Source organism: Campylobacter sp. JH23, assembly GCF_017846595.1.
In the GTDB taxonomy this organism is placed as follows: domain Bacteria; phylum Campylobacterota; class Campylobacteria; order Campylobacterales; family Campylobacteraceae; genus Campylobacter_D; species Campylobacter_D coli.
This window is the reverse complement of sequence record NZ_JAEQBP010000007.1, coordinates 77,912-101,910: the sequence shown is the minus strand read 5'-3', so window position 1 is coordinate 101,910 and position 23,999 is coordinate 77,912. Positions and strand designations below refer to the sequence as shown.

Annotated in this window: 32 protein-coding genes and 5 tRNA genes; 4 read left to right on the top strand and 33 right to left on the bottom strand. The window is 32.5% G+C overall.

What is annotated here, in order from left to right; genetic code table 11:
• Nucleotide 1 precedes the first annotated feature (1 nt).
• The 32 genes from KAR88_RS07900 to recA form a co-directional block, all read right to left on the bottom strand.
• The gene (locus tag KAR88_RS07900) at nucleotides 2–574 is read right to left on the bottom strand and encodes a peptidylprolyl isomerase (protein ID WP_002785049.1); all 573 of its coding nucleotides are present in this window, start codon (nucleotides 572–574) and stop codon (nucleotides 2–4) included.
• A 15-nt stretch (nucleotides 575–589) separates the two neighbouring features.
• The gene (locus KAR88_RS07895; protein WP_002785046.1) at nucleotides 590–1,543 is read right to left on the bottom strand and encodes a tetratricopeptide repeat protein; all 954 of its coding nucleotides are present in this window, start codon (nucleotides 1,541–1,543) and stop codon (nucleotides 590–592) included.
• Nucleotides 1,544–1,546: 3 nt separating this feature from the next.
• Nucleotides 1,547–2,044: a peptidoglycan-associated lipoprotein Pal gene (pal, locus tag KAR88_RS07890; protein WP_002778702.1), complete on the bottom strand. Its 498-nt coding sequence runs from the start codon at nucleotides 2,042–2,044 to the stop codon at nucleotides 1,547–1,549.
• A 76-nt stretch (nucleotides 2,045–2,120) separates the two neighbouring features.
• Nucleotides 2,121–3,332: a Tol-Pal system protein TolB gene (tolB, locus tag KAR88_RS07885; protein ID WP_002787467.1), complete on the bottom strand. Its 1,212-nt coding sequence runs from the start codon at nucleotides 3,330–3,332 to the stop codon at nucleotides 2,121–2,123.
• A 13-nt stretch (nucleotides 3,333–3,345) separates the two neighbouring features.
• Complete coding sequence (locus KAR88_RS07880) at nucleotides 3,346–4,122, bottom strand: TonB C-terminal domain-containing protein (protein ID WP_002786249.1); 777 nt, start codon at nucleotides 4,120–4,122, stop codon at nucleotides 3,346–3,348.
• 3 nt (nucleotides 4,123–4,125) lie between these two features.
• Nucleotides 4,126–4,515 (bottom strand): ExbD/TolR family protein, encoded by a 390-nt coding sequence (locus tag KAR88_RS07875; RefSeq protein ID WP_002782354.1) that lies wholly within the window; start codon nucleotides 4,513–4,515, stop codon nucleotides 4,126–4,128.
• A gap of 10 nt (nucleotides 4,516–4,525) precedes the next feature.
• Nucleotides 4,526–5,080 carry a MotA/TolQ/ExbB proton channel family protein gene (locus KAR88_RS07870; RefSeq protein WP_002779394.1) on the bottom strand — a complete coding sequence of 185 codons (555 nt, stop codon included), beginning with the start codon at nucleotides 5,078–5,080 and terminating at the stop codon, nucleotides 4,526–4,528.
• Nucleotides 5,081–5,470 (bottom strand): ATP synthase F1 subunit epsilon, encoded by a 390-nt coding sequence (gene atpC / locus KAR88_RS07865; protein ID WP_002779395.1) that lies wholly within the window; start codon nucleotides 5,468–5,470, stop codon nucleotides 5,081–5,083. It lies immediately after the preceding gene.
• 3 nt (nucleotides 5,471–5,473) lie between these two features.
• Nucleotides 5,474–6,871 carry a F0F1 ATP synthase subunit beta gene (gene atpD / locus KAR88_RS07860; RefSeq protein ID WP_002782352.1) on the bottom strand — a complete coding sequence of 466 codons (1,398 nt, stop codon included), beginning with the start codon at nucleotides 6,869–6,871 and terminating at the stop codon, nucleotides 5,474–5,476.
• Nucleotides 6,872–6,897: 26 nt separating this feature from the next.
• On the bottom strand, nucleotides 6,898–7,782 hold the full coding sequence (gene atpG / locus KAR88_RS07855; RefSeq protein ID WP_002779397.1) for an ATP synthase F1 subunit gamma: 885 nt from the start codon (nucleotides 7,780–7,782) through the stop codon (nucleotides 6,898–6,900).
• Nucleotides 7,783–7,791: 9 nt separating this feature from the next.
• Nucleotides 7,792–9,297: a F0F1 ATP synthase subunit alpha gene (gene atpA, locus KAR88_RS07850; RefSeq protein WP_002779398.1), complete on the bottom strand. Its 1,506-nt coding sequence runs from the start codon at nucleotides 9,295–9,297 to the stop codon at nucleotides 7,792–7,794.
• Between the two features lie 12 nt (nucleotides 9,298–9,309).
• On the bottom strand, nucleotides 9,310–9,831 hold the full coding sequence (locus KAR88_RS07845; protein ID WP_002799215.1) for a F0F1 ATP synthase subunit delta: 522 nt from the start codon (nucleotides 9,829–9,831) through the stop codon (nucleotides 9,310–9,312).
• A complete protein-coding gene (locus KAR88_RS07840; RefSeq protein WP_002786245.1) occupies nucleotides 9,831–10,343 on the bottom strand; it encodes a F0F1 ATP synthase subunit B in 513 nt (170 codons plus the stop codon). The genes KAR88_RS07845 and KAR88_RS07840 overlap by 1 nt, the downstream gene beginning before the upstream one ends.
• A gap of 12 nt (nucleotides 10,344–10,355) precedes the next feature.
• Nucleotides 10,356–10,781, bottom strand: a complete 426-nt coding sequence (locus KAR88_RS07835; RefSeq protein ID WP_002779401.1) for a FoF1 ATP synthase subunit B' — start codon at nucleotides 10,779–10,781, stop codon at nucleotides 10,356–10,358.
• Nucleotides 10,782–10,839: 58 nt separating this feature from the next.
• Nucleotides 10,840–11,676 carry a ParB/RepB/Spo0J family partition protein gene (locus tag KAR88_RS07830; protein WP_002779402.1) on the bottom strand — a complete coding sequence of 279 codons (837 nt, stop codon included), beginning with the start codon at nucleotides 11,674–11,676 and terminating at the stop codon, nucleotides 10,840–10,842.
• A 4-nt stretch (nucleotides 11,677–11,680) separates the two neighbouring features.
• A complete protein-coding gene (locus KAR88_RS07825) occupies nucleotides 11,681–12,466 on the bottom strand; it encodes an AAA family ATPase (protein ID WP_002779403.1) in 786 nt (261 codons plus the stop codon).
• On the bottom strand, nucleotides 12,463–13,116 hold the full coding sequence (locus KAR88_RS07820) for a biotin--[acetyl-CoA-carboxylase] ligase (RefSeq protein WP_002779404.1): 654 nt from the start codon (nucleotides 13,114–13,116) through the stop codon (nucleotides 12,463–12,465). Before KAR88_RS07820 ends, KAR88_RS07825 begins: the two co-directional genes overlap by 4 nt.
• Nucleotides 13,079–13,996 (bottom strand): methionyl-tRNA formyltransferase, encoded by a 918-nt coding sequence (gene fmt, locus KAR88_RS07815; protein ID WP_002779405.1) that lies wholly within the window; start codon nucleotides 13,994–13,996, stop codon nucleotides 13,079–13,081. Before fmt ends, KAR88_RS07820 begins: the two co-directional genes overlap by 38 nt.
• A 141-nt stretch (nucleotides 13,997–14,137) precedes the next feature.
• Nucleotides 14,138–14,530 (bottom strand): hypothetical protein, encoded by a 393-nt coding sequence (locus KAR88_RS07810; RefSeq protein WP_002779406.1) that lies wholly within the window; start codon nucleotides 14,528–14,530, stop codon nucleotides 14,138–14,140.
• Entirely contained in the window at nucleotides 14,445–15,173 is a 729-nt protein-coding gene (locus KAR88_RS07805) for a hypothetical protein (RefSeq protein ID WP_002779407.1), read from the bottom strand. Before KAR88_RS07805 ends, KAR88_RS07810 begins: the two co-directional genes overlap by 86 nt.
• A 53-nt stretch (nucleotides 15,174–15,226) precedes the next feature.
• Nucleotides 15,227–15,361 carry a hypothetical protein gene (locus KAR88_RS08980; RefSeq protein ID WP_002779408.1) on the bottom strand — a complete coding sequence of 45 codons (135 nt, stop codon included), beginning with the start codon at nucleotides 15,359–15,361 and terminating at the stop codon, nucleotides 15,227–15,229.
• Nucleotides 15,362–15,439: 78 nt separating this feature from the next.
• Nucleotides 15,440–16,195, bottom strand: a complete 756-nt coding sequence (gene proB, locus KAR88_RS07800; RefSeq protein WP_002779409.1) for a glutamate 5-kinase — start codon at nucleotides 16,193–16,195, stop codon at nucleotides 15,440–15,442.
• Nucleotides 16,196–16,396: 201 nt separating this feature from the next.
• A tRNA-Leu gene (locus tag KAR88_RS07795) sits at nucleotides 16,397–16,481 on the bottom strand.
• A gap of 5 nt (nucleotides 16,482–16,486) precedes the next feature.
• Nucleotides 16,487–16,563: transfer RNA gene (locus KAR88_RS07790), tRNA-Arg, on the bottom strand.
• A gap of 14 nt (nucleotides 16,564–16,577) precedes the next feature.
• Nucleotides 16,578–16,654: transfer RNA gene (locus KAR88_RS07785), tRNA-Arg, on the bottom strand.
• 4 nt (nucleotides 16,655–16,658) lie between these two features.
• Nucleotides 16,659–16,735, bottom strand: a tRNA-His gene (locus KAR88_RS07780).
• 24 nt (nucleotides 16,736–16,759) lie between these two features.
• A tRNA-Pro gene (locus KAR88_RS07775) sits at nucleotides 16,760–16,837 on the bottom strand.
• Between the two features lie 46 nt (nucleotides 16,838–16,883).
• Nucleotides 16,884–17,723: a DNA ligase gene (locus KAR88_RS07770; RefSeq protein WP_002829325.1), complete on the bottom strand. Its 840-nt coding sequence runs from the start codon at nucleotides 17,721–17,723 to the stop codon at nucleotides 16,884–16,886.
• Nucleotides 17,723–18,385, bottom strand: a complete 663-nt coding sequence (locus tag KAR88_RS07765; protein WP_002780014.1) for an AMIN domain-containing protein — start codon at nucleotides 18,383–18,385, stop codon at nucleotides 17,723–17,725. Before KAR88_RS07765 ends, KAR88_RS07770 begins: the two co-directional genes overlap by 1 nt.
• Nucleotides 18,375–18,578: a hypothetical protein gene (locus KAR88_RS07760; RefSeq protein ID WP_002779412.1), complete on the bottom strand. Its 204-nt coding sequence runs from the start codon at nucleotides 18,576–18,578 to the stop codon at nucleotides 18,375–18,377. Before KAR88_RS07760 ends, KAR88_RS07765 begins: the two co-directional genes overlap by 11 nt.
• A gap of 65 nt (nucleotides 18,579–18,643) precedes the next feature.
• On the bottom strand, nucleotides 18,644–19,888 hold the full coding sequence (eno, locus tag KAR88_RS07755) for a phosphopyruvate hydratase (protein ID WP_002779413.1): 1,245 nt from the start codon (nucleotides 19,886–19,888) through the stop codon (nucleotides 18,644–18,646).
• Nucleotides 19,888–20,919 carry a recombinase RecA gene (gene recA, locus KAR88_RS07750; protein ID WP_002779414.1) on the bottom strand — a complete coding sequence of 344 codons (1,032 nt, stop codon included), beginning with the start codon at nucleotides 20,917–20,919 and terminating at the stop codon, nucleotides 19,888–19,890. The genes eno and recA overlap by 1 nt, the downstream gene beginning before the upstream one ends.
• Nucleotides 20,920–21,028: 109 nt before the next feature.
• Between recA and KAR88_RS07745 the strand changes: the two genes are divergently transcribed.
• The 4 genes from KAR88_RS07745 to KAR88_RS07730 all read left to right on the top strand — a co-directional run bounded on the left by KAR88_RS07745 (nucleotide 21,029) and on the right by KAR88_RS07730 (nucleotide 23,228).
• Nucleotides 21,029–21,892: a menaquinone biosynthesis family protein gene (locus KAR88_RS07745; protein WP_002779415.1), complete on the top strand. Its 864-nt coding sequence runs from the start codon at nucleotides 21,029–21,031 to the stop codon at nucleotides 21,890–21,892.
• An 11-nt stretch (nucleotides 21,893–21,903) separates the two neighbouring features.
• Entirely contained in the window at nucleotides 21,904–22,173 is a 270-nt protein-coding gene (gene fliQ / locus KAR88_RS07740; protein WP_002779416.1) for a flagellar biosynthesis protein FliQ, read from the top strand.
• Nucleotides 22,170–22,946 carry a UDP-N-acetylmuramate dehydrogenase gene (locus KAR88_RS07735; RefSeq protein ID WP_002779417.1) on the top strand — a complete coding sequence of 259 codons (777 nt, stop codon included), beginning with the start codon at nucleotides 22,170–22,172 and terminating at the stop codon, nucleotides 22,944–22,946. The genes fliQ and KAR88_RS07735 overlap by 4 nt, the downstream gene beginning before the upstream one ends.
• 108 nt (nucleotides 22,947–23,054) lie before the next feature.
• Entirely contained in the window at nucleotides 23,055–23,228 is a 174-nt protein-coding gene (locus KAR88_RS07730) for a hypothetical protein (RefSeq protein WP_002779418.1), read from the top strand.
• Nucleotides 23,229–23,232: 4 nt separating this feature from the next.
• On the opposite strand, the gene KAR88_RS07725 is transcribed toward KAR88_RS07730, so the two are convergent.
• A complete protein-coding gene (locus KAR88_RS07725; RefSeq protein ID WP_002779419.1) occupies nucleotides 23,233–23,994 on the bottom strand; it encodes a hypothetical protein in 762 nt (253 codons plus the stop codon).
• Between the last annotated feature and the right edge of the window lie 5 nt (nucleotides 23,995–23,999).

Genomic DNA, 23,999 nt, shown 5'->3' with positions numbered 1-23,999 from the left:
CTTAGTGGCAACCACATCCGCCGCCACCGCCACCGCAGCATCCGCCACCGCCATGCCCGTGATGATCATGTCCATGCCCATGTCCGCTTCCACAACCACAACTATGGCTTCCTGCTATAATGCCTGTAAGAAGCTCATCTTCACTTGCTGCTCTGGCATCTACTATATTTAAAGAAAAAAGCAAATCACGACCTGCATAAGGATGATTGTAATCAATAGTTACATCATTATCGCTGATTTCTTTAATAGTTACGCGAACGGTTTCTCCGTTTTCACCCTCGCCAAAAAGCTCCATACCTATTTTTAAATCAATGCCTGCAAATTGCTCTTTTGGTAAAACTTGCACTGCATTTTCATCGTATTCGCCCAAGCCTTTATCTTTTTTAATCACGACATCAGCATTGCTAGGGCAATCAAGCTTCATCACTTCTTCTTCTAAAGCTTCTAAAATTTGCCCTTTGCCTAAGATAAAAGAAATCGGTTGAGCATATAAATTTGATTCTAAAACTTCATTTGTATTTGCATCTTTTAGTTCATAAAACATTGAAACTACGCTATTTTTTTCTATAGCCATTTTTTCTCCTTGATATTATTTTCTATTGGGGGAAGCTTTTGCTTCCGGTGAATTAGGATAATTTGTCTTTAAAGCCTTATAAAACCCATTAGCTGTTTTTGGATCTCCTATCTTATCAAGAGAAATCGCTGTGTGATATAAAAGCTTTGGAAAATAATCCCCTTTGGTGCTCAAAGCAGAACTTTTTTTATAATAAGCAATAGCATTATTGTATTTCTTTTGCTTATACTCAATTTCTCCTAACCAAAAATTTGCCCTTGCAGGTTTGTATTGTTTTGATATGAGATAGTTTAACTTAATTTTGCTATTCTCATAAGAATTATTATTTAAATCTTTGATAGCCAAGTCTAAAATTTCGTTATTTTTTTTCTTTTTCCAAGAATCATCTATTTGTTTAACTTCTTTTTCTTGCACTGGAGCAACACTGGCATTGTTTTCATCGCTAGAAGTTATGTTTTTATCATCGATCGATAGAGGTACAACAACTGTATTTTTGATACTTAAATTCGTACTATTTAAGTCATCTTTAGACACATAATTTGCGTTAATAGAATCAACCAAAGAACTTAATTCGGTTAAAATTTTCTTAATTTGCTTATTGTTAGTATCTTGAATTTTTCTACTTTCTTCAACATAAGCTTTTAAATTTTGAAGTTCTGTGCTTAAATTATTTTCCATAGCTTCAAAACGGGTTTCAAGTTGCGTTAATCTAGAATTGGATTTGGCATACTGCGAATTTATACCCTCTAAAGTACTTTGCAATCCTTCAACTCTTTGTTCAATCTCATTAATTCTAGAATTTGCTTGAACATTATTATTGCTTAAAGTATCTAATTTTTCCTTGAGTAATTTTTCACTTGATGTTAAACCATAGGGGGAATTACTGGTTAAATCTCCTGCACCAAAAGCAGAGCTTTCTGCATAAAGTAAAGTAGCTCCGATAAGAGCTACTGAGAATATTTTTTTCATCAATTATCTTGATAGTTTAAATTCTGCACGACGATTTTGAGCATCGCAAGCTTTTGTTTTTTCTGTGCATACTGGATTTGTTTCACCATAGCTTTTAACAGCAATTCTGTCAGAATTTACACCTTGAGCAATTAAAGCTTCTTTAACTGCTTTTGCTCTTTTTAAACCTAAAGCTTGATTATACTCATCTGTTCCCCACTCATCGCAATTACCTTCAACAGTAATGCTTACACCGCTTACTTCATTGTTGAAGATATTAGCATTTGTATTAACAACATTTTGCATATCTGGGCGGATATTAAATTTATCAAAATCAAAATATACTTTTCCTAAAGTATCATTAAGTTGAGAAATTTTTGAATCAATATCCCAACCATCACTACCACCTGTTCCACGATTCGAATCTACACTTGTATCACCACTTACGCTAGTGCTTTTTGTGCTACAACCACTGATAACCAATGCAAATGCTGCAATAGAACTAAAAAGAATTTTTTTCATTTATGACCTTTCAAAGTTAATAAATTGTTAGCATTATATCTAAAATTAATTAAATTTAACCAAAAATTACAAATTTTTACCAATCAATAGACTGAATTTTCCCAACTTTTAATGGAAAATAAAAAGTCTTGTTTGCATTAACACGAATAACACCTAAAGCACTCTGTGCTCCGAGATATTTGATAAAAACTATACTACCACCATCACTTGAAAATCTAGGAAATAAATTCTTTCCATTTGCGGTAAATTGACGAATACCTGTGCTATTGATTGACATTAAATAAATATTAAAAACACCTACTTGATTTGGCTCACGACTAGAATATACTAAAAAATCTTTATAGGTTGAAACTGCAGAATTATTTTTACCATGAAAAACTGCTTGTTCGGCAGATCCATTATTGAGATTTTGTATAAAAATATTAGGATAACCCAAGCGATCGCTAACAAAAACAAATTTACTATCATCTACGCCTATAAAGTTTCCATTTACATCTATGCCTGAATAATTCGTAAGTTGAGTTAAATTTTTAGAATTTAAATCATACAAATAAACATCAGGTTGATCTTTTGGAGCCATAGTCACAAGTAACTTACTACCATCTAAGCTTACATCGCTTGCTACAACCATACCTCCACTTGCTAAAATTTTACTTGCTTTATTAGTTCTTAAGTCATAGCGATAAAGCGTTGGTCTATCATGATCGTATGCGGTATAGTAAAAAATACTTTGCTCTTTATTTCCCCATTTAGGAAATAAATTCAATCCTCCATCAATGATTACTTTTTGATATGTTAAAGTATAATCGGCCATGATAATTTGACTTTTTTTAGAGCTTGAATTTCTGGCAATTAAAATTTTATGATCCATCCATTCAACAGGAGCAAGTCCTAATGCATTTACCGAAGCTTTTACGCTTTTGTGGGCCAAAAAAGGATACTGCTCTACACTATTTAAAGCATAGGTTTGACTTGATTTTTCCAAGCCTCCTGCTTTGATCTTAACATGCAAATTTAAAGCATTGCCATTTTTACTCAAATCGTATTCAAAAGTGTAATTTGCAGCTTCTGAACTTGCATCACTTACAACTTCAAAATTTGAACTTACTTTCAAGTCATTTACAATGATATTATAAAAACTACGCTTTAAATTAATATCACTTAAATTCGAATTGTCTTTAACAATGATTTTTGGTAAGACTACGCCTGAATTTACGACATCAATCACAGGATCTTCTGCCCAAAGTATTCCTAAAAAAATTAAAAATACTGTTACAATTTTTTTCATTTTTACTCCTCAATTATTTTTGAATTTGCGCCTCATCTTTTAAATTCATAGTAATACTTATGCTTTTATTTTGAGGTGGATAGGCTATAAATTTACCTTTTTGGTTTTCTAAAAATTCGGCTACTTTTGCGTCGTATAAAGAATTTCCGCTTTTTTCGACTGAAGTATAGCCAAAATTTCCATTTTCATCAATAAAAATTTTTACCTTGACTGAAATATTTTCACTATTAGGATGATATTGTCTCCATCTTTGGGTGATGGTGCGCACCACCTTTCCCAAAAACTCATCATAAATCCCTGTCTTTTGATTTTTAATACTTTCGCCTTGATTGATACTTTCTTCTTCAAGTAAGCTATCGTTTAATTGCTTTACAAGCTCTGAAGCTTGAGTTTTTGAACTGCTTGTTGTTTCTGATTTAGCGCTTGATTGTATTTTAGTAGTTTTTTCCTCTTGTATCTCTTTGATACTACCAAAAAGCTCATTAAAATTGCTGGCTTTTTGATCCACATCTTCAGTTTTTACTGCTTTGTTTGTAGTTTGTGCAAAAAGTTTTTCAATATCAAGCTCTTGGGCAGGTTTTTGAATATCTTTAGGAGCGCTTTGCTCATTTACGACTTTTTTTGAGGGTTCCATAAGCTCTATGTCGATAAAACTATCTTGAATATCCGTATATTGGATTGCAGGTTGTATGTGGGTTACGAGTCTAAAAAAAATAAGAATTATAATAAAAACATAAACCGCAACAGCAAGCAAAAATGAATTTATCTTGCCTAGACCATATTCTTTCATAGCTTATTCTGTTTGCAAGGCGACTTTATTAAAGCCCAAATTTTTAATACTTTTTAAAACAAAAATAACATCATCGTATTTTAAACTCTTATCAGCCCTAATAAATACCGGTTCGTCGGTATTAAATTGTGCTTTTTTTTGCGCAAGATTATCTGCAAAGCTTACAAAACTATATTTTTCTTGATTTAAAAATATCTCTTTTTTAGCATTAATACTAACAATTAAGCTTTTAACACTAGGAGCACTTGTGGATTTTTGACTTCCTTGAGGAAGATTGATTTTTTCTTCATAAGTAATGCTTGGAGCTGTTACCATTAAAATAGCCAATAAAACAAGCATGATATCAACCAAAGGAGTTATATTAAGCTCTGGCTTCTCATCGTCAAATGGCATATCTTAAATCCTATTTGTTAGAACTAATAACTTTAATCTCACTATCAATTATACTTAAGAGCTCAAAAGCCTTTCTTTTAATAATAAGATGAAAAGTATAAGCAGGAATAGCAACCAAAATACCACAGCCTGTGGCAACTAAAGCTTCACTGATCTTAGGTGCAATAATACTTAAAGAATTTTGCGTCCCTAAACCACCAAAAGTCTCAAGTATAGAAATAACAGTCCCAAAAAGTCCTATAAATGGAGAGGTTGAAGCTACTATACTAAGCCAAGTAAGCCCATTGGATGCGCGACGACTTGCTAAATTTTTGTAAATCTCAAGATGTGATAAACTAGTATCTGTGCACTTTCTTAAAATAGAACGCGTTCTACTCAAATCTTTTTCTCCCAAGAGTAGAGCTTCTAAACTTTCTTTTTCTTTATTTTTCCAAGCTGCCAAATAAGTCACTCTTGAAAAAAGTATAAAAAAAGAAAGTATAAAATATAAGGAAAGCCAAGCTAAGACTATATAAGTAATTATGCTTGAACTTCCAAAAAACTGAAATATCGCTTCAAAATTCATCTACCTAACCTTTGCATTGTCAAGCTTTGAAAAGGTAGCAGCTAAAGCTGTATTGTCTGAACTCATAGATTTGATTAATTCTTTAGCGCTTTCAAGATTTTTTTCGATTTCGCTTTCGCTAGAACCTGAAATCCAAACCGCGCCCTTAGCCAAAACACTGATCTTATCTTCATCTACCTTAGCATGACCTGCATCAATTGCGATTAATTCATGATTTAAATCAGCTTTTTCTATATCAATTACACCAGATTTTAAAGATGAAACTAAAGCAGCATGTCCTTTAAGTACTCCAAATTCTCCTTCACTTCCTGGCAAGGTAACTGATTTTACCTCCCCTTGATAAATCACACCCATAGGTGTAACTATTTCAAAACTGATTAAATTGTCCATAAATTAACCTTTCAGTTTATCTGCTTTTGCAATAGCTTCGTCAATATTACCCACCATATAGAAAGCATTTTCTGGTAAGTGATCGTATTTACCTTCTAAAATTCCCTTAAAGCCTGCAATGGTTTCCTCAAGAGAAATATATTTTCCAGGGCTACCCGTAAATACTTCTGCAACGAAGAATGGTTGTGATAAGAATTTTTCAATTTTTCTTGCTCTTTCAACGATCAATTTATCTTCTTCGCTTAATTCATCCATACCCAAAATTGCAATGATATCTTGCAAATCTTTATATTTTTGAAGTACAGATTGAACACCACGCGCAACTTTATAGTGCTCTTCGCCAATAATTTGAGGATCAAGCATTCTTGAAGTTGAGTCAAGTGGATCAACCGCAGGATAAATACCTTTTTCAGCAATAGATCTATTTAAAACAGTTGTAGCATCTAAGTGAGCAAAAACAGTTGCTGGAGCTGGGTCTGTTAAGTCATCTGCTGGAACATAAACTGCTTGAACTGAAGTAATTGATCCTTTTTTAGTTGAAGTAATTCTTTCTTGGAATTTACCCATTTCACTTGCTAGGGTTGGTTGATAACCCACAGCTGATGGAATTCTTCCTAAAAGTGCTGACATTTCAGAACCTGATTGTGAAAATCTAAAGATATTATCAATAAACATAAGCACATCAAGACCCATTTCATCTCTAAAATACTCAGCCATTGTTAAACCTGTTAAAGCAATACGATTTCTTGCCCCTGGTGGTTCATTCATTTGTCCATAACATAGAGCAACTTTGTCTAAAACATTACTTTCTTTCATTTCATTATAAAGGTCATTTCCTTCACGAGTTCTCTCACCTACACCTGCAAATACAGAATAGCCGCTATGTTTAAATGCAACATTGTGAATAAGCTCCATAATAATAACAGTTTTACCAACACCTGCACCACCAAAAAGACCTACTTTACCACCTTTTGCATAAGGAGCAAGTAAATCCACAACTTTAATCCCTGTTTCAAAAATCTCACTTTTTGTGCTTTGATCTTCAAAAACTGGTGGATCTCTATGAATTGCCCATTTTTTATCAAAAGAAATTTCTTCACCTTCATCGATCAAATCTCCCGTAACATTAAAAATTCTTCCTAAAACTTTTTCACCCACAGGAACGCTAATAGGAGCACCCAAAGCTTCTGCTTTAAGTCCTCTTACCAAGCCATCTGTCATATCCATAGCAATAGTTCTAACTCTATTATCGCCCAAGTGTGCTGCTACTTCTAAAACAAGTTTTTGTTTTTTGCCTTCACTTTCAAAATTTACAACAATGGCTTCATTAATTTGAGGCAAATAGTCGTTAAAATCTACATCAACAACTGGACCTAATACTTGTGAAATAAATCCTTGCATTATTTATACTCTCCTTAAAAATTTTACTATTTCATTGACTCAACACCACTGATAATTTCAATAAGTTCAGTAGTGATAGATTCTTGTCTTGCTTTATTGTAAGCTAAATTAAGCTGTTTAACCCTAGCTTTTGCATTATTGGTGGCATTATCCATAGCCTGCATTCTCGCACTATGTTCTGCAGCCAAAGAATCAATTAATGCATAATACATATTGTATTCAAAATATGTTTTCATCAAATCTCCCAAGAGATCTGTATCTTCAGGTTCAAGTTCTAAAAGCGAATTCGAGTTTCCTTCAATTTGCTTTGGCTCTACTGGGATTAGATGAGAAATTTTTAATTCTTGTGTGATCATATTTTTATATCCATTATGCACTAGAACAACTTCATCAGTTATTCCATTTAAATAATCATCTACAGCAGCTTGAATAACAGAGCAAGCTTTATCATAATCAGGACTTGAGCTCAAGCCAAGATATTTTTCTAAAAGCTCTATTTTTTGAAAATTAAAATACTCAATTCCTGTTTTTCCAATAGCTCTTAAGCGAACATTGATATTTTTTTCTTCATATTCTTTTAAAAGTTCGCTTACAGCCTTTAGGGTTTTGATATTAAAACCGCCACAAAGTCCTTTATCTGCTGTTATAAAGATCAGATCTACATTTTTGATTTGATTTTTCTTATGAAATAAAACAAATCTTGAATCCTCTTCATTGTGAACAATCTTATTGACTTGAAAAGAAATTTCACTTAAAATCTCATCGATTTTTTGCGCATAAACTCTAGATCTTTTTGCTGCTTCTTCTGCCTTTTTTAATTTGGCAGTAGAAACAAGCTTCATCGCATTGGTTGTTTTTTGCGTATTATGGACGCTTTTTATTTTTCTTTTAATTTCTTTTAAATTAGACATAAAAGAACCTTATAAATGGTTTGCTTTAAACTCGTTTATTGCTTTAGCTAATTTCTCTTCTAACTCTGCATCTAAAGCTTTTTTCGAACGAATTTGCTCAAAAAGATCTGGATATTTTGCTTCTATAAATGGATAAATTCCATCTTCAAATTCTCTGATTTTTGAAACAGCTACATCATCCAAATAACCTTTTGTTCCCGCAAAAATTAAAACCACTTGTTTTTCAACACTAAGTGGAGAATAAGGAGGTTGTTTTAATAACTCAACCATTCTTTGTCCGCGTTCAAGTTGTTTTCTACTTGCCTCATCCAAATCACTTGCAAATTGAGCAAAAGCTTGGAGTTCTCTATATTGTGCAAGATCAAGTCTTAGAGTTCCTGAAACTTGTTTAGTTGCTTTAATTTGAGCCGCACCACCCACACGAGAAACCGATAGACCCACATTGATAGCTGGACGAATTCCTGAGTTAAATAAATCAGTTTCTAAGAAAATTTGTCCATCAGTGATCGAAATAACATTGGTTGGAATATAAGCTGAAACATCGCCCGCTTGAGTTTCGATGATTGGTAAAGCTGTTAAAGAACCCGCACCTAACTCATCATTTAATTTACTAGCTCTTTCTAAAAGTCTTGAGTGAAGATAGAAAACATCACCAGGATAAGCCTCGCGACCTGGAGGACGGCGTAAAATCAAAGACATTTCACGATAAGCCACAGCATGCTTACTCAAATCATCATAAACAATTAAAGCGTGTTTTGCATTATCTCTAAAAAACTCACCCATAGTTACACCTGTATAAGGTGCTAGGTATTGAAGTGCTGCTGGATCCGAAGCACCCGCATTTACAACTATAGTATAATCCATAGCTCCATGCTCTTCAAGTCTTTTTACAACTTGAGCCACTGTGCTTTGCTTTTGTCCTATGGCTACATAAATACAAACAACTCCTTGTCCTTTTTGAGAAATGATAGTATCTACAGCTACAGTAGTTTTACCTGTTTGTCTATCGCCTATGATGAGCTCTCTTTGGCCACGACCAATTGGCACCAATGCATCTATAGCTTTAATCCCTGTATGTAAAGGTTCATGTACACTTTTTCTAGCCATGATACCTTTAGCTTTTTCTTCTACAAATCTAAATTCATTACTATTGATAACACCTTTAGCGTCAATTGGTTCACCAAGTGCATTCACCACACGACCGATAAGAGCTTCCCCTACTGGAACTTTAAGAAGTTTTTTAAGGCGTTTTACAGAAGTACCTTCTTTTAAGCCTTCTCCTTTTCCAAGTATAACTATACCCACGCTACTTTCTTCAAGGTTTAATGCCATACCTTTATCGCCATTGTCAAATTCTACCATTTCACCGGCCATAATATTTTTAAGACCATAAACCTTAGCCACACCATCAGCTACTGAAATAATTTTTCCTGTTTCTTCAATCTCTAAATTTAAATCAAAATTTTCGATTCTTTCTTTTATGATAGAACTGATTTCATCAGCTTTAAATTTCATTACACATTCTCCTTAAATAATTTTGAGTATATATTCGCTCATCTTGTTTTGAAGAGCTTTCATTGAAAAAGAAATTTCATAACCTAATTCTTCTAGTGAAATTTTCACACCTTCATTTAAACCTACTTTATTTTGTAGTTTAATTTTAACACCAAACTTAGTACTAAGTCTATTTTCAAGCTCTTTGATATTATCTTCGCTTAATACTTCTTTAGAATAAACAGTCCCTAAAAAAATATTTTCTTTAAAAGATTTTTGTCTTTCAAGCTCTTTAGCAATTTGAGGAATGCAAGAAAGTCTTGAATTTTCTGCTAATAGTTTTAAAAAGTTGTTAAAACTAGGACTAGCTTTTTCTATTAAAGAAATAACAAATTCTAATTTTTTTTCTTTTTGAATTTGATTTGATTCTATGATATTTTTAAATTTAGGCGAAGCAAAAGCCGAACTTAAAACAAACAAATTATCATAAAATTCTGAAATATCTGCTCTTAAGGCTATAGCTTTTGCGTATCTTTTAGCTATTAGATCATTCATTAAGACACCTTCTTCATCATAATATCAATGATTTCATTCTGTTTTAAAGCAATATTTGAATCTTCAAAAATCTCTTTAAGAGTTAAAGACACAACCTCTTTTTCCATTTTTCTAAATTCATAGTCTTTTTGCTCTTCAAAATGCTTCTCAAGTAAAGCAAGCTCATTTTGAGTTTCTTCTTTAATTTTTTGAGCAAGCACCTCTGCTTCTTTTTTTGCCACAACTAAAGCTGCTGCTGCATTTGCTTTAGCTTCTTCAAGCTTTTTCATTGTGTCAAGTTTTTTTGCCTTGCTTTCCAAAAGCTTCTTTTGAATTTCGTCTAATTTTAAAGAAATTCTTAAAATTCTGTTTTTATAAAAAGCTTTAAAAGGATTTGCTACAAAATAATACAATATAGCTACAAAAATTAAGAAATTTATTGTTCTTGGAACAATATCATACTCTCCGCTACCATTAGATGCACCAAAGGCACATAAAGGCAGTAAAAAAATAAAGTAAAATAGCTTTTTCATCTTTCTCCTTAATTAGTGCTGTTTAATATTATTTTGCAAAGCTTGTTTAAGGTCAGGCAAGTGTGCTGACAAATGATCTTGAAGTTCTTTTTTTTGAGATACTAATTCAGTATAGAAGTTAGCCATTTTACGCTCTAACTCTTCCTTTTTAGCTTTTATAGCTTGTTGAGCTTCCTCTTTGGCTGCATTGATGGCATTTTGTTTGATTTTATGGATTTCTTCTCTTGTACTCACATGAATTGCCTCAACCTCGTCGTTTGCTCCTAACATTTCTTGTGAATTTTCTTTGACTTTGTTTTCGTCGTTTTTTATAGAATCATTTCTTTCATCCATAAATTTCAAAAGGGGCCTGTATAGCATAGTGTTTAAAATCACTATCATAGCTAAAAAAATAGCCATAGTAGCAAGCATTATGGAAGGATGCATATCTTCAAACATAGATCTCCTTTGGGGTATTATAAGTCTTTTATTGTAACAAATAAAAACTAATACTTTGTTAAAATTTATTGAGAATTTCAGTCAGTTTTTTAATTTTTTCAATATTGTCCAAACGAATAATGAGTTCCTTTTTATTGTTTTTAGATGCAAATCCTAATTTATTTAAAGTCTGTTTTAAACTTTGCATAGAATTTTCAAATTCTACATCTTCTGTGTTTTCTTTATTCTTAACCTTTTGAACAAGTCTTTCCGTGTCTCTTACGCTGAGTTTTTGCCCCAAAATACTGTCTACAAGTACTTTTTCATCTTCTTTATCTAAGCCTACTAAAACCTTAGCGTGTCCTTGTGAAATTTTACCACTTGCTATGAGATCTTGAGTTTTAGGATCTAAATTTAAAAGTCTTAAAGTATTTGTGATTTGGGTTCTGCTTTTATGGATAAGTTCGGCTAAATTTTCTTGAGTGATATTATAAACCTCTATTAAGTCTTTGTAAGAATTTGCAAGTTCGATAGGATTTAAATTTTCTCTTTGTATATTTTCTATGAGTGCTAATTCTCTAAGCTTGCTCTCATCGCTGTCTGACACAAAGGCCAGTATATTTTCTTTGCCTAAAATTTGAGTAGCTCTAAGCCTTCTTTCACCGGCTACCAAGATAAAACTATCATTTTTTTTAAGTACGATTATAGGTTGTATTAATCCATGCTCTTTTATAGAATTTGCAAGTTCATTTAAAGCTGCTTCATCAAAAGTTTTTCTTGGCTGAAAAGGATTTGGAGTAATTTTTGAAATTTCTACAAGACTCACTTGGTTTTTATCAAGACCTAGTTCTCTACTATAAACTTCTCCTACATCCCCCATTAAGGTGCTCAAACCTCTATTTTTATTAAGACCCATTGTTTTATCCTAAAATCGAATATGCTAAATTTTGATAAGCCAAAGAACCAGGAGATTTGATATCATAAAGTATGATAGGCTTTCCAAAGCTTGGGCTTTCAGCTAGTTTTACATTACGAGGGATAACAATAAAATCATCTTCATTGCCATTTATGGTAAAAAGTTGCTTTTTAAAATTTTGCTTTAAATCCTCTACAACATCTTTAGAAAGATTATTTTGCGAGCTATACATAGTCGGTAAAAATCCTCGCACTTTTAATTTGGGGTTGATAGTTTTTTTAATAATTTTAATCGTATTTAAAACCATTGCCACACCTTCAAGCGCATAAAACTCGCATTGTATAGGTATGATAACACTATCGCTAGCAACAAAAGCATTGATAGTGATACTTCCAAGTGCGGGCGGAGAATCGATGATAATAAAATCATACTCATCAAGTACTTCTTGAATTTGGTTTTTGAGTATCATTTTTTTTTCGTTATTTTCGCCTTTTGCAAGTTCTTGCTCTATGCCTACAAGACCTATATTTGAAGGAGCTAGATGAAGTTGGGGTAATTCTGTTTTTAAAATAATATCAGAAAGTTTTTTTCTACCTATAAAAACATGATAAATATTATATTCATAATTATTGCGATTAAAACCCAAGCCTGTTGTAGCATTTGCTTGTGGATCCACATCAATTAAAAGAACTTTTTTTTCAGCTACCGCCAAAGATGCCGCTAAATTCACAGCTGTTGTAGTTTTACCTACTCCACCTTTTTGATTTGCTATAGTAATAATCTCACTCATCTTAAACTATACACCCTTTTATCGCCTAGTAAAATTGATCCATCCTCATATAAAAAAGCATTTTCAAGTGAAAATACCTTACCTTCATAATGGACACTAAATTGTCTTGATTTTTCAAATTCTAACATATACTTGCTAAAAATATGCTTCCATAAAAATTTTTTCTCTAGTCTTTGTAAAAACTCTTGTATCAAATCTTTAAGCAAAATTTCAACATCACACAAAGCTGCATCATGGGGAGCAAATTTTAAATTTAAACCCATGCCGCCCACTATAAAATCTGAAATTTTAGTGCTTATTACCCCTCCCACTTTTTTATCATCTAAATATAAATCATTGGGCCATTTAAGCCAAATTCTAGAACCTTTTTCTTGTAAAATTTCCTTTAACAAATAAGCAAAATAAATACTCACAGAAGCCAAGGGCAAATCGCTTGGCAAATCGCCTTCTTTAATGCAAAAAGAAAGATGTAAATTTCCGCTAGAACTTTGCCATGAATTTTCTCTACTACCCACACCCTTTGTCTGATTTAAGGCATAAAGGGCAAAATTTTCATTGATTTTGCCACTGCGAATTTGCTCGCATAAAAAAAGATGGGTAGAATCAATACTTTCAACACAAGCTATCTGCACTTTTAAGCCTTTTTCCATTTAAATAAGTTCTGCCATCAAGAGCTTTTTTTCCACTTTCTTGAAGTTTTTTAATGCGTAAAATTCCTTGTTTGCAAGCAAGTAAAAAGCTTTCCTTTTCAAGTTCTAAAATTTCGCCCATTTTGGCATTTTGCTTCAACTCATCCACAAGCTCAAGTTCTATAAATTTCAAACCATTTTCTAAAAAAACCCCGGGCCAAGGTGTAAAAGCTAGATATTTTTGATAAATTTCTCTTGCATTATCTAAACTCACAAGCCCATCTTCTTTTTTGATCTTTTTACAATGTGTAGCTAAGCTTTCATCTTGTTTTTTTGGAAGGAGTTTTTCATAATTTAAAAGAGTAGAAAGAGTAAGCTTTGCTGCTAAATTTGCTAAAATTTCAAAAACTTCATTTACATTTTTATCTCTTATATCGCATTCTACGCTCTCAAGCACAGCTCCTGTATCTAGTCCTTCTTCCATAAGCATCGTGCAAACCCCGCTTTTTTCATCAGCATTTAAAATCGCGCTTTGTATTGGACTAGCGCCTCGGTATTTAGGCAAAAGCGAAGCGTGTAGATTGATACAAGGAGCTATATCTAAAATAGCCTTAGGTAAAATTTTTCCATAAGCAGCAACTACTATAAAATCAGGCTTTAAAGCACAAATTTGCTCTATAACGCTCTCATCCTTTAAAGAATTTGGGGTAAAAATAGGAATTTGTGGAGCTTTTTGAAGCAAAAATGCTTTAGTATCACTTGGTGTTAAAATCTGCTTTCTACCCACAGCTTTATCAGGCTGAGTAAAAAGCGCTAAAAGCTCAAAATTTTCATCTTCTAAAAGAGCTTTTAAAATACAAGTTGCATAGCTTGGTGTGCCCATAAAAATAATTTTTTTCATCATTTCGCTTTATATAAAATTCAAGGTTTTGATTATAACAAATTTGATTTTAAAGCTAACTCAATCCAGTCAAAACGGGGTGAATCTTTATAAAAATTTTGTAAGGTTAAATGCGGAAATTGCCGAATTTTTTAAGGGAATTTAGGCCTTAAGATCTGTTTTAAAGAAATTTTGTGTAAATTCTTTTTGCAAATCTTGTTTTTGATGATCTTGATAATTGTGTGTGATTCTTTGCTGATTTTTAAGTTTTAAAAGTTTTTCTTTTGTAATATTGGGATTGTTTTGTATCAAAGCTCTAAATTCAGGAAATTCATTAAGCAATTGCTCTTTTTCATTTTCTAAATCATTACTTGGTAAAATTCTTGGTTCTTCAATCACTATATTTAAAAAACCAGAAGCAGAAGTTCCACTCGTCGCTCTAAAAGGATTATCATAGTAAGCCTTAACCTCATTTAATGTTTTGCCTGCATACGAATGCCAAATTTTGCTTGTAGGATCGACAACTAAATGAATTTTTGGCTTTATCGCTATCATCTAAAATATCATTTAAAGCATCTATAGCCCAATTCGTATAGCCTTGCATATCTGTACCGCCTTTAGCAGAATACTCAAGCCTCGTAATAATCCCATCAAAATTTCTATCACTTTTTATACTTTCATCTATAAGTGCTTCTATACTTAAGCTTTTATCGCTAATTGTATTTTCAACATAGCCTGTTGTACTTTGAGTCATTCTTAAAACAACTGCCCCAAAATTCTTACTTAAATCTTGATTTTTTGCGACATCTTCTACTGAATTTTTTAAAGATAAATGCTCGTTATTTTCTATTCTGCCATTTTTATCCCTATCGGCATTTAAAAAATTTCTATTTATCATAATATCTTTATACCAGCCTTCTACAAAAGCGGCTGCTTTTCCGCTTAAGCCTATATTTCCATTAGAAAGTTTTAAAAAATCATTTGCGCTAAAATGATTTGTCAAAAGTTCCATGCTTTCATTGCTTAAATTCAAAGAAATTTCTTTATCATCACTAAAAAAATACACGGAATTTTTTGTATTATTATCAGTATTAAAATCTGCGACATTTCTTTTTATATTTTCACTTTTAGAAGCTGAAAATACAGCTTCATTTTTAGTAGAATAAAAAGTATCTACAGCATTTACTAAAATAGACATTAATAATACTCCACACAAACAGGCTCGCCATTTACTCTAACATTAGGTAAAGCCTAGCAAGCATACTCATCATTAGGCACTAAATTAGGATTGCAGCTACCTGGATTAATTAAATTTTGCAAAGAGCAAGTATAAGGATCGTATGCAAAAGTAGCAACTGAAAGAAGTATTTTTACTGACTTTTTCATCATTTCTTCTTAATATTATGAATTATGCGCATAATTTATTTTACTCTTCAAAACTTAAGGAAAAATAAAAATTTATAATCACTCAAATAAAGTTCCGCCTATTTGTTTATTTTCTAGCAAAAATGCCTTTGCAACACTTAAATCAAAACCACTTGCTAAAAACATTTTTTTATGATTTTCTAATAAAAATTTAGCTGCTTTTAGCTTAGTAACTATACCGCCTGTTCCGTGCTCGCTTCCTGTTTTAACACTCACATTAAGCCATTCTTCTTTGATAAATTCAACCCTTTCCAAACGCTTTGCATCGCTAAATTCACTAGGATTTTTATCATAAAAACCGTCAATATCACTTAAAATCACAAGCAAATCAGCTTCAAAAAAATGCGTCGCATAGGCACTTAAACTATCATTATCACCAAAAACAATCTCTTCAATAGCTGTGGCATCATTTTCATTAATAATAGGCAAAATTCCTAAATCAATCATCGCATCAATAGCATTTTTAGCATGCTTAGTCGCCTTTCTTGAATCAAAATCTTTTCCTGTAAGCAAAATTTGTCCACCCATTTTGCCAAATTTGGCTAAAAATTCATTATAAACGCTGATTAAAAAAGGTTGTCCTATCGCAGCTAAAACTTGTTTATTAATTAAATTTTTTCTATCTATATGAAGCTTGGTACATCCTGCTGAAATAGCAGCTGAAGTAACTAAAATAACTTCATATTTTTGCATTAATTTGGTCAAAAAAGCCACCAAATTCTCAAAGCGCTTTAAATTTAAAAGATTCTCATCGCTGATCACATGAGAGCCTACTTTTACAACTATTCTTTGCATACTTTTCTCTTTAATTTTATATGGTATTGAAATTTTTAAATTAAAAATTCATTTTATAAACTTAAAAAATTTTATCAAATTTTTTAATAAAAATGATTAATTTTCTAAAAATCGAAATAAAATTTAAAACAAAATGAAATTTTTTATTTTGTAAAGAAAAAGACGATTGCGCTAATTTAAGGGAGATATAATTTTAAATTGTGGTGCGGATGAAAGGACTTGAACCTTCACGCATTGCTGCACCAGATCCTAAGTCTGGCGTGTCTGCCAATTTCACCACATCCGCTAGTATGGTACGCTCAAGAGGATTCGAACCTCTGACCTACGGCTTAGAAGGCCGTTGCTCTATCCAGCTGAGCTATGAACGCATATAAAAATTTGGTGGTGCGCCCGATAGGAATTGAACCCATAACCTACAGATCCGAAGTCTGTTGCTCTATCCAGTTGAGCTACGAACGCTTAGTGGGGTGAGTGATGGGAATTGAACCCACGACCCTCAGGACCACAATCTGATGCTCTAACCGACTGAGCTACACTCACCATTTTGTATAAATTTATAAAAAATGGTCGGGGTGAAAGGATTCGAACCTTCGGCCCCTTGGTCCCAAACCAAGTGCGCTAACCAGACTGCGCTACACCCCGAAAAAAGTAGGTATTATATCAGAAAAAGAAAACAAAGTCAAGAATTTTAATCCCTTATGCGTAAAAAAACTGGAAAACGCGGTAAGGAATTTTTAGTCAACCCATTAAATTTATAAGTAACAATAGAGCCTATTTTAGGTGGATTTTCCCTATCTTTATCTTTTAAACCACTGCCTATTCTAATCACCCTATCATTTGGCATTTGACAGAGTAAAGCGCCGATTTTACCTTGGAATTTACCCTTACCTTCAGTATAACCTATGACTTTACATTCAGCATCTTCATAAGGTTTTAATTTAAAAGCGTTTTTACTTCTGCCTTTTTCATAAGGAGCAAGATCCTTGCGTATAACTACACCTTCGCCCTTATTTAAGACAATATCTTTATAAAATTCTTTTAAATGCTCTTGATCTTTTATAGGAATTTGCTTTATGATTTTTATATAAGGATTGGGATTTTGTTGCAAATACTGCTCTAAAACCTTAAGGCGGTTGCTTAAAGTACAAGAAGTGAGTTTAAATTCTTCACAAGCATTGGGTACATCAAAAACATTATAAGTAACACTTTTCCAAAGGCTTGAGTCTAGATTATCGCCACGAATTAAAGCTGACACCTCATCAAATTTAGCCCTAGCTATCCAAAGCTCCCCATCAAGCTTAAAGCTAGGAAAATTATAAGTAAAATAAGAAGGAGTATAAATTGGATTATCTTGGCGGGTTTTAAATTTTCCCACTTCCCAAATTCCTCTGACTCCATCAAGCTTTTCACTCATTAAACAGCCATTAAAATTCTTATTTTGAATTTCTTGTTCACTTATCTTGCTTAAAAGTAAAATATCGCTAGCAAAAGCAAAACTAACACACCATAAAAAAACAAAAATTCTCATCACAATAGATTGATCATATATCCTGTAGCATCTTTTTGGATATTGTAATTATAATTTCCATCCAAATATATCACAAGTCTATAATACCCCTTATGAGAGCCAAAATCTATACGCTTAAAAAGAGAATTACTAATGCGTATGTTTTTAGTAGGATTTACTAGATCTGATTTAAAATCCACTACAATTTTACTAGGATTACCTATGGAAAAATCACTAATAAGCTCATCACTAGTATTGAGTTTGATTTTATTTTTATACACTGCATAAGATATAAAATCATAAATTTTATCAACTTGTAGCGGTATTTCTATATTTGCTGTACCATTGGATTCTTTTTTAGAATCATTACGTTCAGGTATAGTTACTGAAACATCAAAAACTTTTGAAGGATCTGGGCTCTTAGTACGGACAAGAGTATAAGTATCGTGCCAATCTATGCTTTTATTAATATCAACATTTAATACTTCTTCACTTCCATCAAGATTAATATAATTAAAACTTACGCTTTTTAAAACTCTTGCATTAGAATTAAATTTAATATCCTCTTTTTGAAAATCAGGTGGCATAATCATACTCATGTTTTGCTCTGATTTGAAAGGATTTTCCTCAGCATTTAATAAAGAAATAAAAATTAAAAATATTCCTAAAATTTTAGTTTTCATTGGGGTATAATCCTTGTAATTCAAAATAATCTTTTTGTGCTTTGGCGTTTTGCTCTTTGAGAAAAGATATTTTTTTATTCAATTCTTCTTTGGTTGCTTCAAGTGAAAGCAAGGTATCTAAAGAATACTGCCCAAAAAGCATATTTCCAAAATAAATAGCTCCTATAATGACAAGAAAAGCCCAAAAAACCATCTTTATAAGATGGGCATAAAAGCTCTTTTTCTTGGTGCTTTCGTCATATTCTTTGAGTAAATCACTCAGAGTTTTTCTCCTAAATATTCATCACTTTCAAGCTCAATTTCAAGCAAGCGATTGTATTTTGCAGTTCTTTCGCCTCTTGCCAAAGCCCCTGTTTTGATTTGTCCTGTATTTAAAGCTACAGCAAAATCTGCTATGAAAACATCTTCACTCTCGCCACTTCTATGGCTCATCACACACTTATAATTGTTTCTTTGTGCTAAACGAACAGTTCTCATAGTTTGAGTAATAGTTCCGATTTGATTTGGTTTAATAAGCACAGCATTTGCCATTTTTTTGATAATGCCTTCTCTTAAGATATCTTCATTTGTTACAAATAAATCATCGCCCACAAGCTGAATTTTATTGCCTAATTTTTCAGTAAGCTTGATCCAGCCCTCAAAATCATTTTCAGCTAAACCATCTTCAATGCTGCAAATTGGATATTTTGCGCAAAGCTCCACATAGCGTTCAATTAAGTCTTCACTTGAAAAAGCTTTGCCCTCCATGTGGTATTTACCTTCTTTAAAAAATTCAGTACTTGCCACATCAAGAGCGATTTTAACACGATTTTCATAACCTGCTTTTTTAATACAAGTCATTAAAAGATCAATAGGCTCTGTATTGTTAGCCAAATTTGGAGCAAAGCCTCCTTCATCGCCCAAAGCTGTAGAATGTCCTAAATTTGCAAGCTCTTTTTTTAAGATCGCATAAATTTCACAAACTGAACGCAAAGCTTCTTTAAAGCTTGTAAAACCAAAAGGCATGATCATAAATTCTTGAAAGTCTATATTATTGCTTGCGTGGGCGCCACCATTGATGATGTTGCACATTGGCACAGGCAAAATACTCGCATTTGCACCCCCTAAATAACGATACAAAGGCACTCCTAAAGCATTTGCCGCCGCACGCGCTGTTGCCATAGATACTCCCAAGGTCGCATTTGCGCCTAATTTTGAGTAATTATTTGTACCATCAAGCTCACGCAAAGTATCATCAAGCTGAGCTTGATTTAAAGCATCAAGTCCTAAAATTTCATCAGCTATAGTTTCATTTACATTAGAAACTGCTTTTAAAACACCCTTTCCACCAAATCTTTCATCATTATCACGAAGTTCTAAAGCCTCCTTAGAACCTGTACTTGCACCACTTGGAACTATAGCTGCACCCATACTCCCATCACTAAGTACAACTTCTGCTTTTACAGTTGGATTTCCTCTACTATCAAGCACTTCATATGCCCTAACATCTTCAATTACTAACATTATTCTTCTCCTTCTTCATCTTCGCTACTGCTAATCATGCCTTCTATACCCATAGAATTTTGAATTTCTTTGGTAATTTCATCAGCTATTTCTGGATTTTCTTTTAAGAAAGCTTTTGAATTTTCTCTACCTTGACCCAATTTTTTATCTTTATAAGAAAACCAAGCACCACTTTTATCTACTATATCAAGTTTTACACCATAATCGATCAATTCACCCTCACGGCTTAAACCCTCTCCAAACATTACATCAAATTCAGCTTGTCTAAATGGAGGTGCTACTTTATTTTTTACTACTTTAACTTTAACACGGTTACCAATAGGCTCTTCATTTTGTTTTAAAGTCGCTACTTTTCTAACATCTAAACGCACTGAAGCATAAAATTTGAGTGCATTTCCTCCTGTTGTTGTTTCAGGAGTTCCATAACCCATAGCGCCAATTTTCATACGAATTTGGTTGATAAAAATCACGGTTGTATTCATTTTATGGACAATTCCTGTAAGCTTTCTTAATGCTTGAGACATAAGTCTTGCTTGAAGCCCTACATGCTGATCTCCCATATCGCCTTCGATTTCAGCTTTTGGAGTAAGTGCTGCAACGCTATCTACAACTATCAAATCTATAGCCCCACTTCGTGCTATGGTTTCAACGATCTCTAAAGCCTGCTCACCAAAATCGGGTTGAGAAATATAAAGATTATCTGTATCTACGCCCAAATTTTTAGCATATTTTACATCCAAAGCATGCTCAGCATCGATAAAGGCACAAACCCCACCCGCTTTTTGACACTCTGCTATAATATGCAAAGTTAAAGTTGTTTTACCTGAACTTTCAGGCCCATAAATTTCAATAATTCTTCCTTTTGGAATTCCGCCTATACCAAGTGCAAGATCAAGTCCTACAGAACCTGTTCCTATGCTATCAATCTGCTCTACTTCCTTATCTCCAAGCCTTAAAATAGTGCCCTTGCCAAAAGCTTTATCGAGCGATTTTAAGGCGGCATCAAGCGATTTTTTCTTATTATCGTCCATTATTTTCCTTAAAAATTGCAAATTTTTAGCTAGAATTTTAACAAAATAAAATTAAATAATAGTTTATTTTGATAGAATAAAAATTATTTCATTAAAAATTAGGAAAGCTATGAAAAAAACAATTACAATCGCACATTCACCCGATGCGGATGATATTTTTATGTATATGGCAATTAAACTAGGATGGATAGGGAATGATTTTGACTATAAAAATACGGCTTTAGATATACAAACTTTAAATGATTTAGCCTTAAAAAATGAATTTGATGCTACAGCGATCTCGTTTGGACTTTATCCTTTAATTGCTAAAGAATACGCTCTTTTGCGCACCGCAGTAAGTTTTGGTGAGGGTTATGGGCCAAAACTTATCAAAAAACAAAATACACATTTAAAAAGAAATTTTAAAGTTGCATTAAGTGGCGCAAACACTACCAACGCTCTAATTTTTCGTATGAAATATCCAGAAGCTAGAATCATTTATAAAAATTTCTTAGAAATTGAAAATGCAGTTTTAAGCGGCGAAGTGGATGCAGGGGTTTTAATCCATGAAAGCATTTTAGAATTTGACAGTAGTCTTTGTGTGGAAGCTGAAATTTGGGATATATGGCTAGAACTTGCACAAGAAAATTTACCTCTACCTTTGGGTGGAATGGCTTTGCGTCGCTCTTTGCCGCTTAGCGATGCTATCAAGATAGAAAGAGATCTTACAAATGCTGTAAAAATAGCAAATTCTAATCGCCGCATTTTGGCCCCTATGCTAATGGAAAGAAATTTAATCCGCGTTAATGAGGAAAAACTTGATACTTATTTGAATTTATATGCCAATAAAAACTCCATTTGCATGAGCGAAACGCAATTTAAAGCAGCGGATGTGCTTTTTAAACTGGGATATGATTATAAATTTTATGATAAAATCATACATGCTAAGGATTATCTTATCCCGAGCGAGTATGAAGAATTTAGAAATTCTTAAAAAGGATTAAAATGGATGAAAGCACCTTGGTTGCTCTTGGAGTGCAAACCTTTAAAATCACACTTTTGCTTTCTTTGCCCATGCTTTTAGCGGGGCTTATCGCAGGGCTTATTATCAGTATCTTTCAGGCTACAACACAGATTAATGAAATGACGCTTTCTTTTGTGCCTAAAATCATCTTAGTAGTAATAGTCATCATCTTTTTAATGCCTTGGATGACTACAACAATGATTGATTTTACCGAAAATATTTTAAATCAAATTCCAACTTTTATCAAATGATTATCGATTTTAAGAAATATTCATCTGTAAAGATTGGAGGCGAATTTGAGGTCGAAGTTTTAGAACAAATTCGCGAATTTGATGGCTTTTTAATAGGCGGTGCGAACAATCTCCTTATAAGCCCTAAGCCTAAAAATATAGGAATTTTAAGCGATAATTTTAATTTTATTGAAATTTTAGAGCAAAATAAAGACTTTTTACATCTTCGCATAGGTTGTAAGACAAAAGCAAGTCAAATGTATCGTTTTTCCAAAGAAAATAATCTTTATGGTTTTGAATACCTTAGCAAAATTCCTGGTACGCTTGGTGGACTTTTAAAAATGAATGCGGGGCTTAAAGATGAGTGCATCAGTCAGAATTTAGTCAAAATTGCCACTTCAAAAGGTGAAATTTTACGCGAAAATATTGATTTTAGTTACCGCTTTTGCCCTTTAAATATGCCTTTTTTTTGGGCTGAATTTAAACTCGGTTTTGGTTTTGATAAGATAAAAGATGAGAATTTAAAAAATGCAAGAAACAATCAACCTAGCGGAGCAAGCTTTGGCTCTATCTTTAAAAATCCAAAAGGAGATTTTGCAGGAAGACTCATTGAGGCTGTAGGACTTAAAGGCTTTAGCAAAGGAGATGCGATGTTAAGCGACAAGCATGCAAATTTTTTGATCAATAAAAAAAATGCAAGTTTTGATGATGCTATTTTTCTTATCGAACTTGCTAAAAAAAAGGTTTTTGAGGAATTTGGCATAAAATTAGAAGAAGAAGTGATTATCATTTAAATTAAATTTCTACTTCTTTCTTTAATATATGTTTTTAAAAAGATAGCATTTTTTAATCAAATTCACGCTACAATCAGACAATTTTTTCTTACGATAAAAGGATAATTCATGCAAATAAATATCAACCTAGAAGAAATGACTAAATGGCAAATCACTTACGAGCTTAAAAGAATTTTATCAAGTCTTGATCCTATAACTGCGCATGAAATCGCAAAGGAATTAAGACAAGAATTTTTAAGCATAGAAGAGCTACAAGATCGCATTAGGCAAATCAACGATTAAATTTTTATTGCACTGTTAAATTTAATTTTTCTAACTCTTTGTTTATAACTTCAGCAAGCATATTTGGCATTTGATTTACAAGTTTTTGATAATTTACCCTAGGATCTTGTGCATGAAGTGCAAAATTTAATCTTACATTTTTTGATGTGAGTATTTTACCATTACTTGTAGAAACAACTTTGAAGTTAATATTAGCTACTGCATTTTTGGTTATTGCAACAAAATAATTTGTGATATTTACATAAAAATCATCTAAATTTACCACCACAAGATAGTCTGTAAATTTGGCATAAATTTGACTTTTGTCTTTTTCTTTTTTTAAAAAAGGAGATACATTAAGCAATTTAGAGTCTTTAGGACTAAAACGAGCTAAAGTTCTTAAATCTTGATAAACACCGTTTGCAGCTGAATTTACAAAATTTAATCTTAAATTATCCACTAAATTTTTAGCAAAAAGAGTAGAAAATTCTTTAGCACTTATGTTAAAACCATCCAAAGCATAGCCAAAATTTTGCCTAAAACTCATAGCTATAGCAAAATCAACATCATTATCTTTACGAATGCTTTCTTTCTTACTCATCAAACTAGAGCTATCAAAAATCCCTTTTTGCTGATCTAAGTTTTGTTTTTCAACATTTTGTTGAAGATCTATGATTTCAAAACTTTCTTGCTGTTCTAGTTTAATGATTTTTTTTTGCGAAAAATTATTTGCAAAAAGACTAGAATTTAACAAAATACTCATAAATAAAATAAGAAAAATTTTCATTTTTA

Coding starts and splice junctions, on each gene's coding strand:
- KAR88_RS07765 (WP_002780014.1), bottom strand. CDS start 18,385: ATGAAAACTAAAATTTTAGGAATATTTTTAATTTTTATTTCTTTATTA.
- KAR88_RS07825 (WP_002779403.1), bottom strand. CDS start 12,466: ATGAGTGAGATTATTACTATAGCAAATCAAAAAGGTGGAGTAGGTAAA.
- KAR88_RS07895 (WP_002785046.1), bottom strand. CDS start 1,543: ATGAAAAAAATATTCTCAGTAGCTCTTATCGGAGCTACTTTACTTTAT.
- KAR88_RS07870 (WP_002779394.1), bottom strand. CDS start 5,080: ATGAATTTTGAAGCGATATTTCAGTTTTTTGGAAGTTCAAGCATAATT.
- eno (WP_002779413.1), bottom strand. CDS start 19,888: ATGTTAGTAATTGAAGATGTTAGGGCATATGAAGTGCTTGATAGTAGA.
- KAR88_RS07840 (WP_002786245.1), bottom strand. CDS start 10,343: ATGAAAAAGCTATTTTACTTTATTTTTTTACTGCCTTTATGTGCCTTT.
- pal (WP_002778702.1), bottom strand. CDS start 2,044: ATGAAAAAAATTCTTTTTAGTTCTATTGCAGCATTTGCATTGGTTATC.
- KAR88_RS07830 (WP_002779402.1), bottom strand. CDS start 11,676: ATGGGTCTTAATAAAAATAGAGGTTTGAGCACCTTAATGGGGGATGTA.
- KAR88_RS07810 (WP_002779406.1), bottom strand. CDS start 14,530: ATGATAGCGATAAAGCCAAAAATTCATTTAGTTGTCGATCCTACAAGC.
- recA (WP_002779414.1), bottom strand. CDS start 20,919: ATGGACGATAATAAGAAAAAATCGCTTGATGCCGCCTTAAAATCGCTC.
- KAR88_RS08980 (WP_002779408.1), bottom strand. CDS start 15,361: ATGAAAAAGTCAGTAAAAATACTTCTTTCAGTTGCTACTTTTGCATAC.
- fliQ (WP_002779416.1), top strand. CDS start 21,904: ATGGATGAAAGCACCTTGGTTGCTCTTGGAGTGCAAACCTTTAAAATC.
- KAR88_RS07835 (WP_002779401.1), bottom strand. CDS start 10,781: ATGTTTGAAGATATGCATCCTTCCATAATGCTTGCTACTATGGCTATT.
- KAR88_RS07760 (WP_002779412.1), bottom strand. CDS start 18,578: ATGGTTTTTTGGGCTTTTCTTGTCATTATAGGAGCTATTTATTTTGGA.
- atpD (WP_002782352.1), bottom strand. CDS start 6,871: ATGCAAGGATTTATTTCACAAGTATTAGGTCCAGTTGTTGATGTAGAT.
- fmt (WP_002779405.1), bottom strand. CDS start 13,996: ATGAAAAAAATTATTTTTATGGGCACACCAAGCTATGCAACTTGTATT.
- KAR88_RS07845 (WP_002799215.1), bottom strand. CDS start 9,831: ATGAATGATCTAATAGCTAAAAGATACGCAAAAGCTATAGCCTTAAGA.
- atpA (WP_002779398.1), bottom strand. CDS start 9,297: ATGAAATTTAAAGCTGATGAAATCAGTTCTATCATAAAAGAAAGAATC.
- KAR88_RS07730 (WP_002779418.1), top strand. CDS start 23,055: ATGCAAATAAATATCAACCTAGAAGAAATGACTAAATGGCAAATCACT.
- KAR88_RS07735 (WP_002779417.1), top strand. CDS start 22,170: ATGATTATCGATTTTAAGAAATATTCATCTGTAAAGATTGGAGGCGAA.
- atpG (WP_002779397.1), bottom strand. CDS start 7,782: ATGTCTAATTTAAAAGAAATTAAAAGAAAAATAAAAAGCGTCCATAAT.
- KAR88_RS07805 (WP_002779407.1), bottom strand. CDS start 15,173: ATGTCTATTTTAGTAAATGCTGTAGATACTTTTTATTCTACTAAAAAT.
- KAR88_RS07745 (WP_002779415.1), top strand. CDS start 21,029: ATGAAAAAAACAATTACAATCGCACATTCACCCGATGCGGATGATATT.
- KAR88_RS07725 (WP_002779419.1), bottom strand. CDS start 23,994: ATGAAAATTTTTCTTATTTTATTTATGAGTATTTTGTTAAATTCTAGT.
- KAR88_RS07875 (WP_002782354.1), bottom strand. CDS start 4,515: ATGCCATTTGACGATGAGAAGCCAGAGCTTAATATAACTCCTTTGGTT.
- KAR88_RS07820 (WP_002779404.1), bottom strand. CDS start 13,116: ATGGAAAAAGGCTTAAAAGTGCAGATAGCTTGTGTTGAAAGTATTGAT.
- KAR88_RS07770 (WP_002829325.1), bottom strand. CDS start 17,723: ATGAGAATTTTTGTTTTTTTATGGTGTGTTAGTTTTGCTTTTGCTAGC.
- KAR88_RS07900 (WP_002785049.1), bottom strand. CDS start 574: ATGGCTATAGAAAAAAATAGCGTAGTTTCAATGTTTTATGAACTAAAA.
- tolB (WP_002787467.1), bottom strand. CDS start 3,332: ATGAAAAAAATTGTAACAGTATTTTTAATTTTTTTAGGAATACTTTGG.
- KAR88_RS07880 (WP_002786249.1), bottom strand. CDS start 4,122: ATGAAAGAATATGGTCTAGGCAAGATAAATTCATTTTTGCTTGCTGTT.
- atpC (WP_002779395.1), bottom strand. CDS start 5,470: ATGGACAATTTAATCAGTTTTGAAATAGTTACACCTATGGGTGTGATT.
- proB (WP_002779409.1), bottom strand. CDS start 16,195: ATGCAAAGAATAGTTGTAAAAGTAGGCTCTCATGTGATCAGCGATGAG.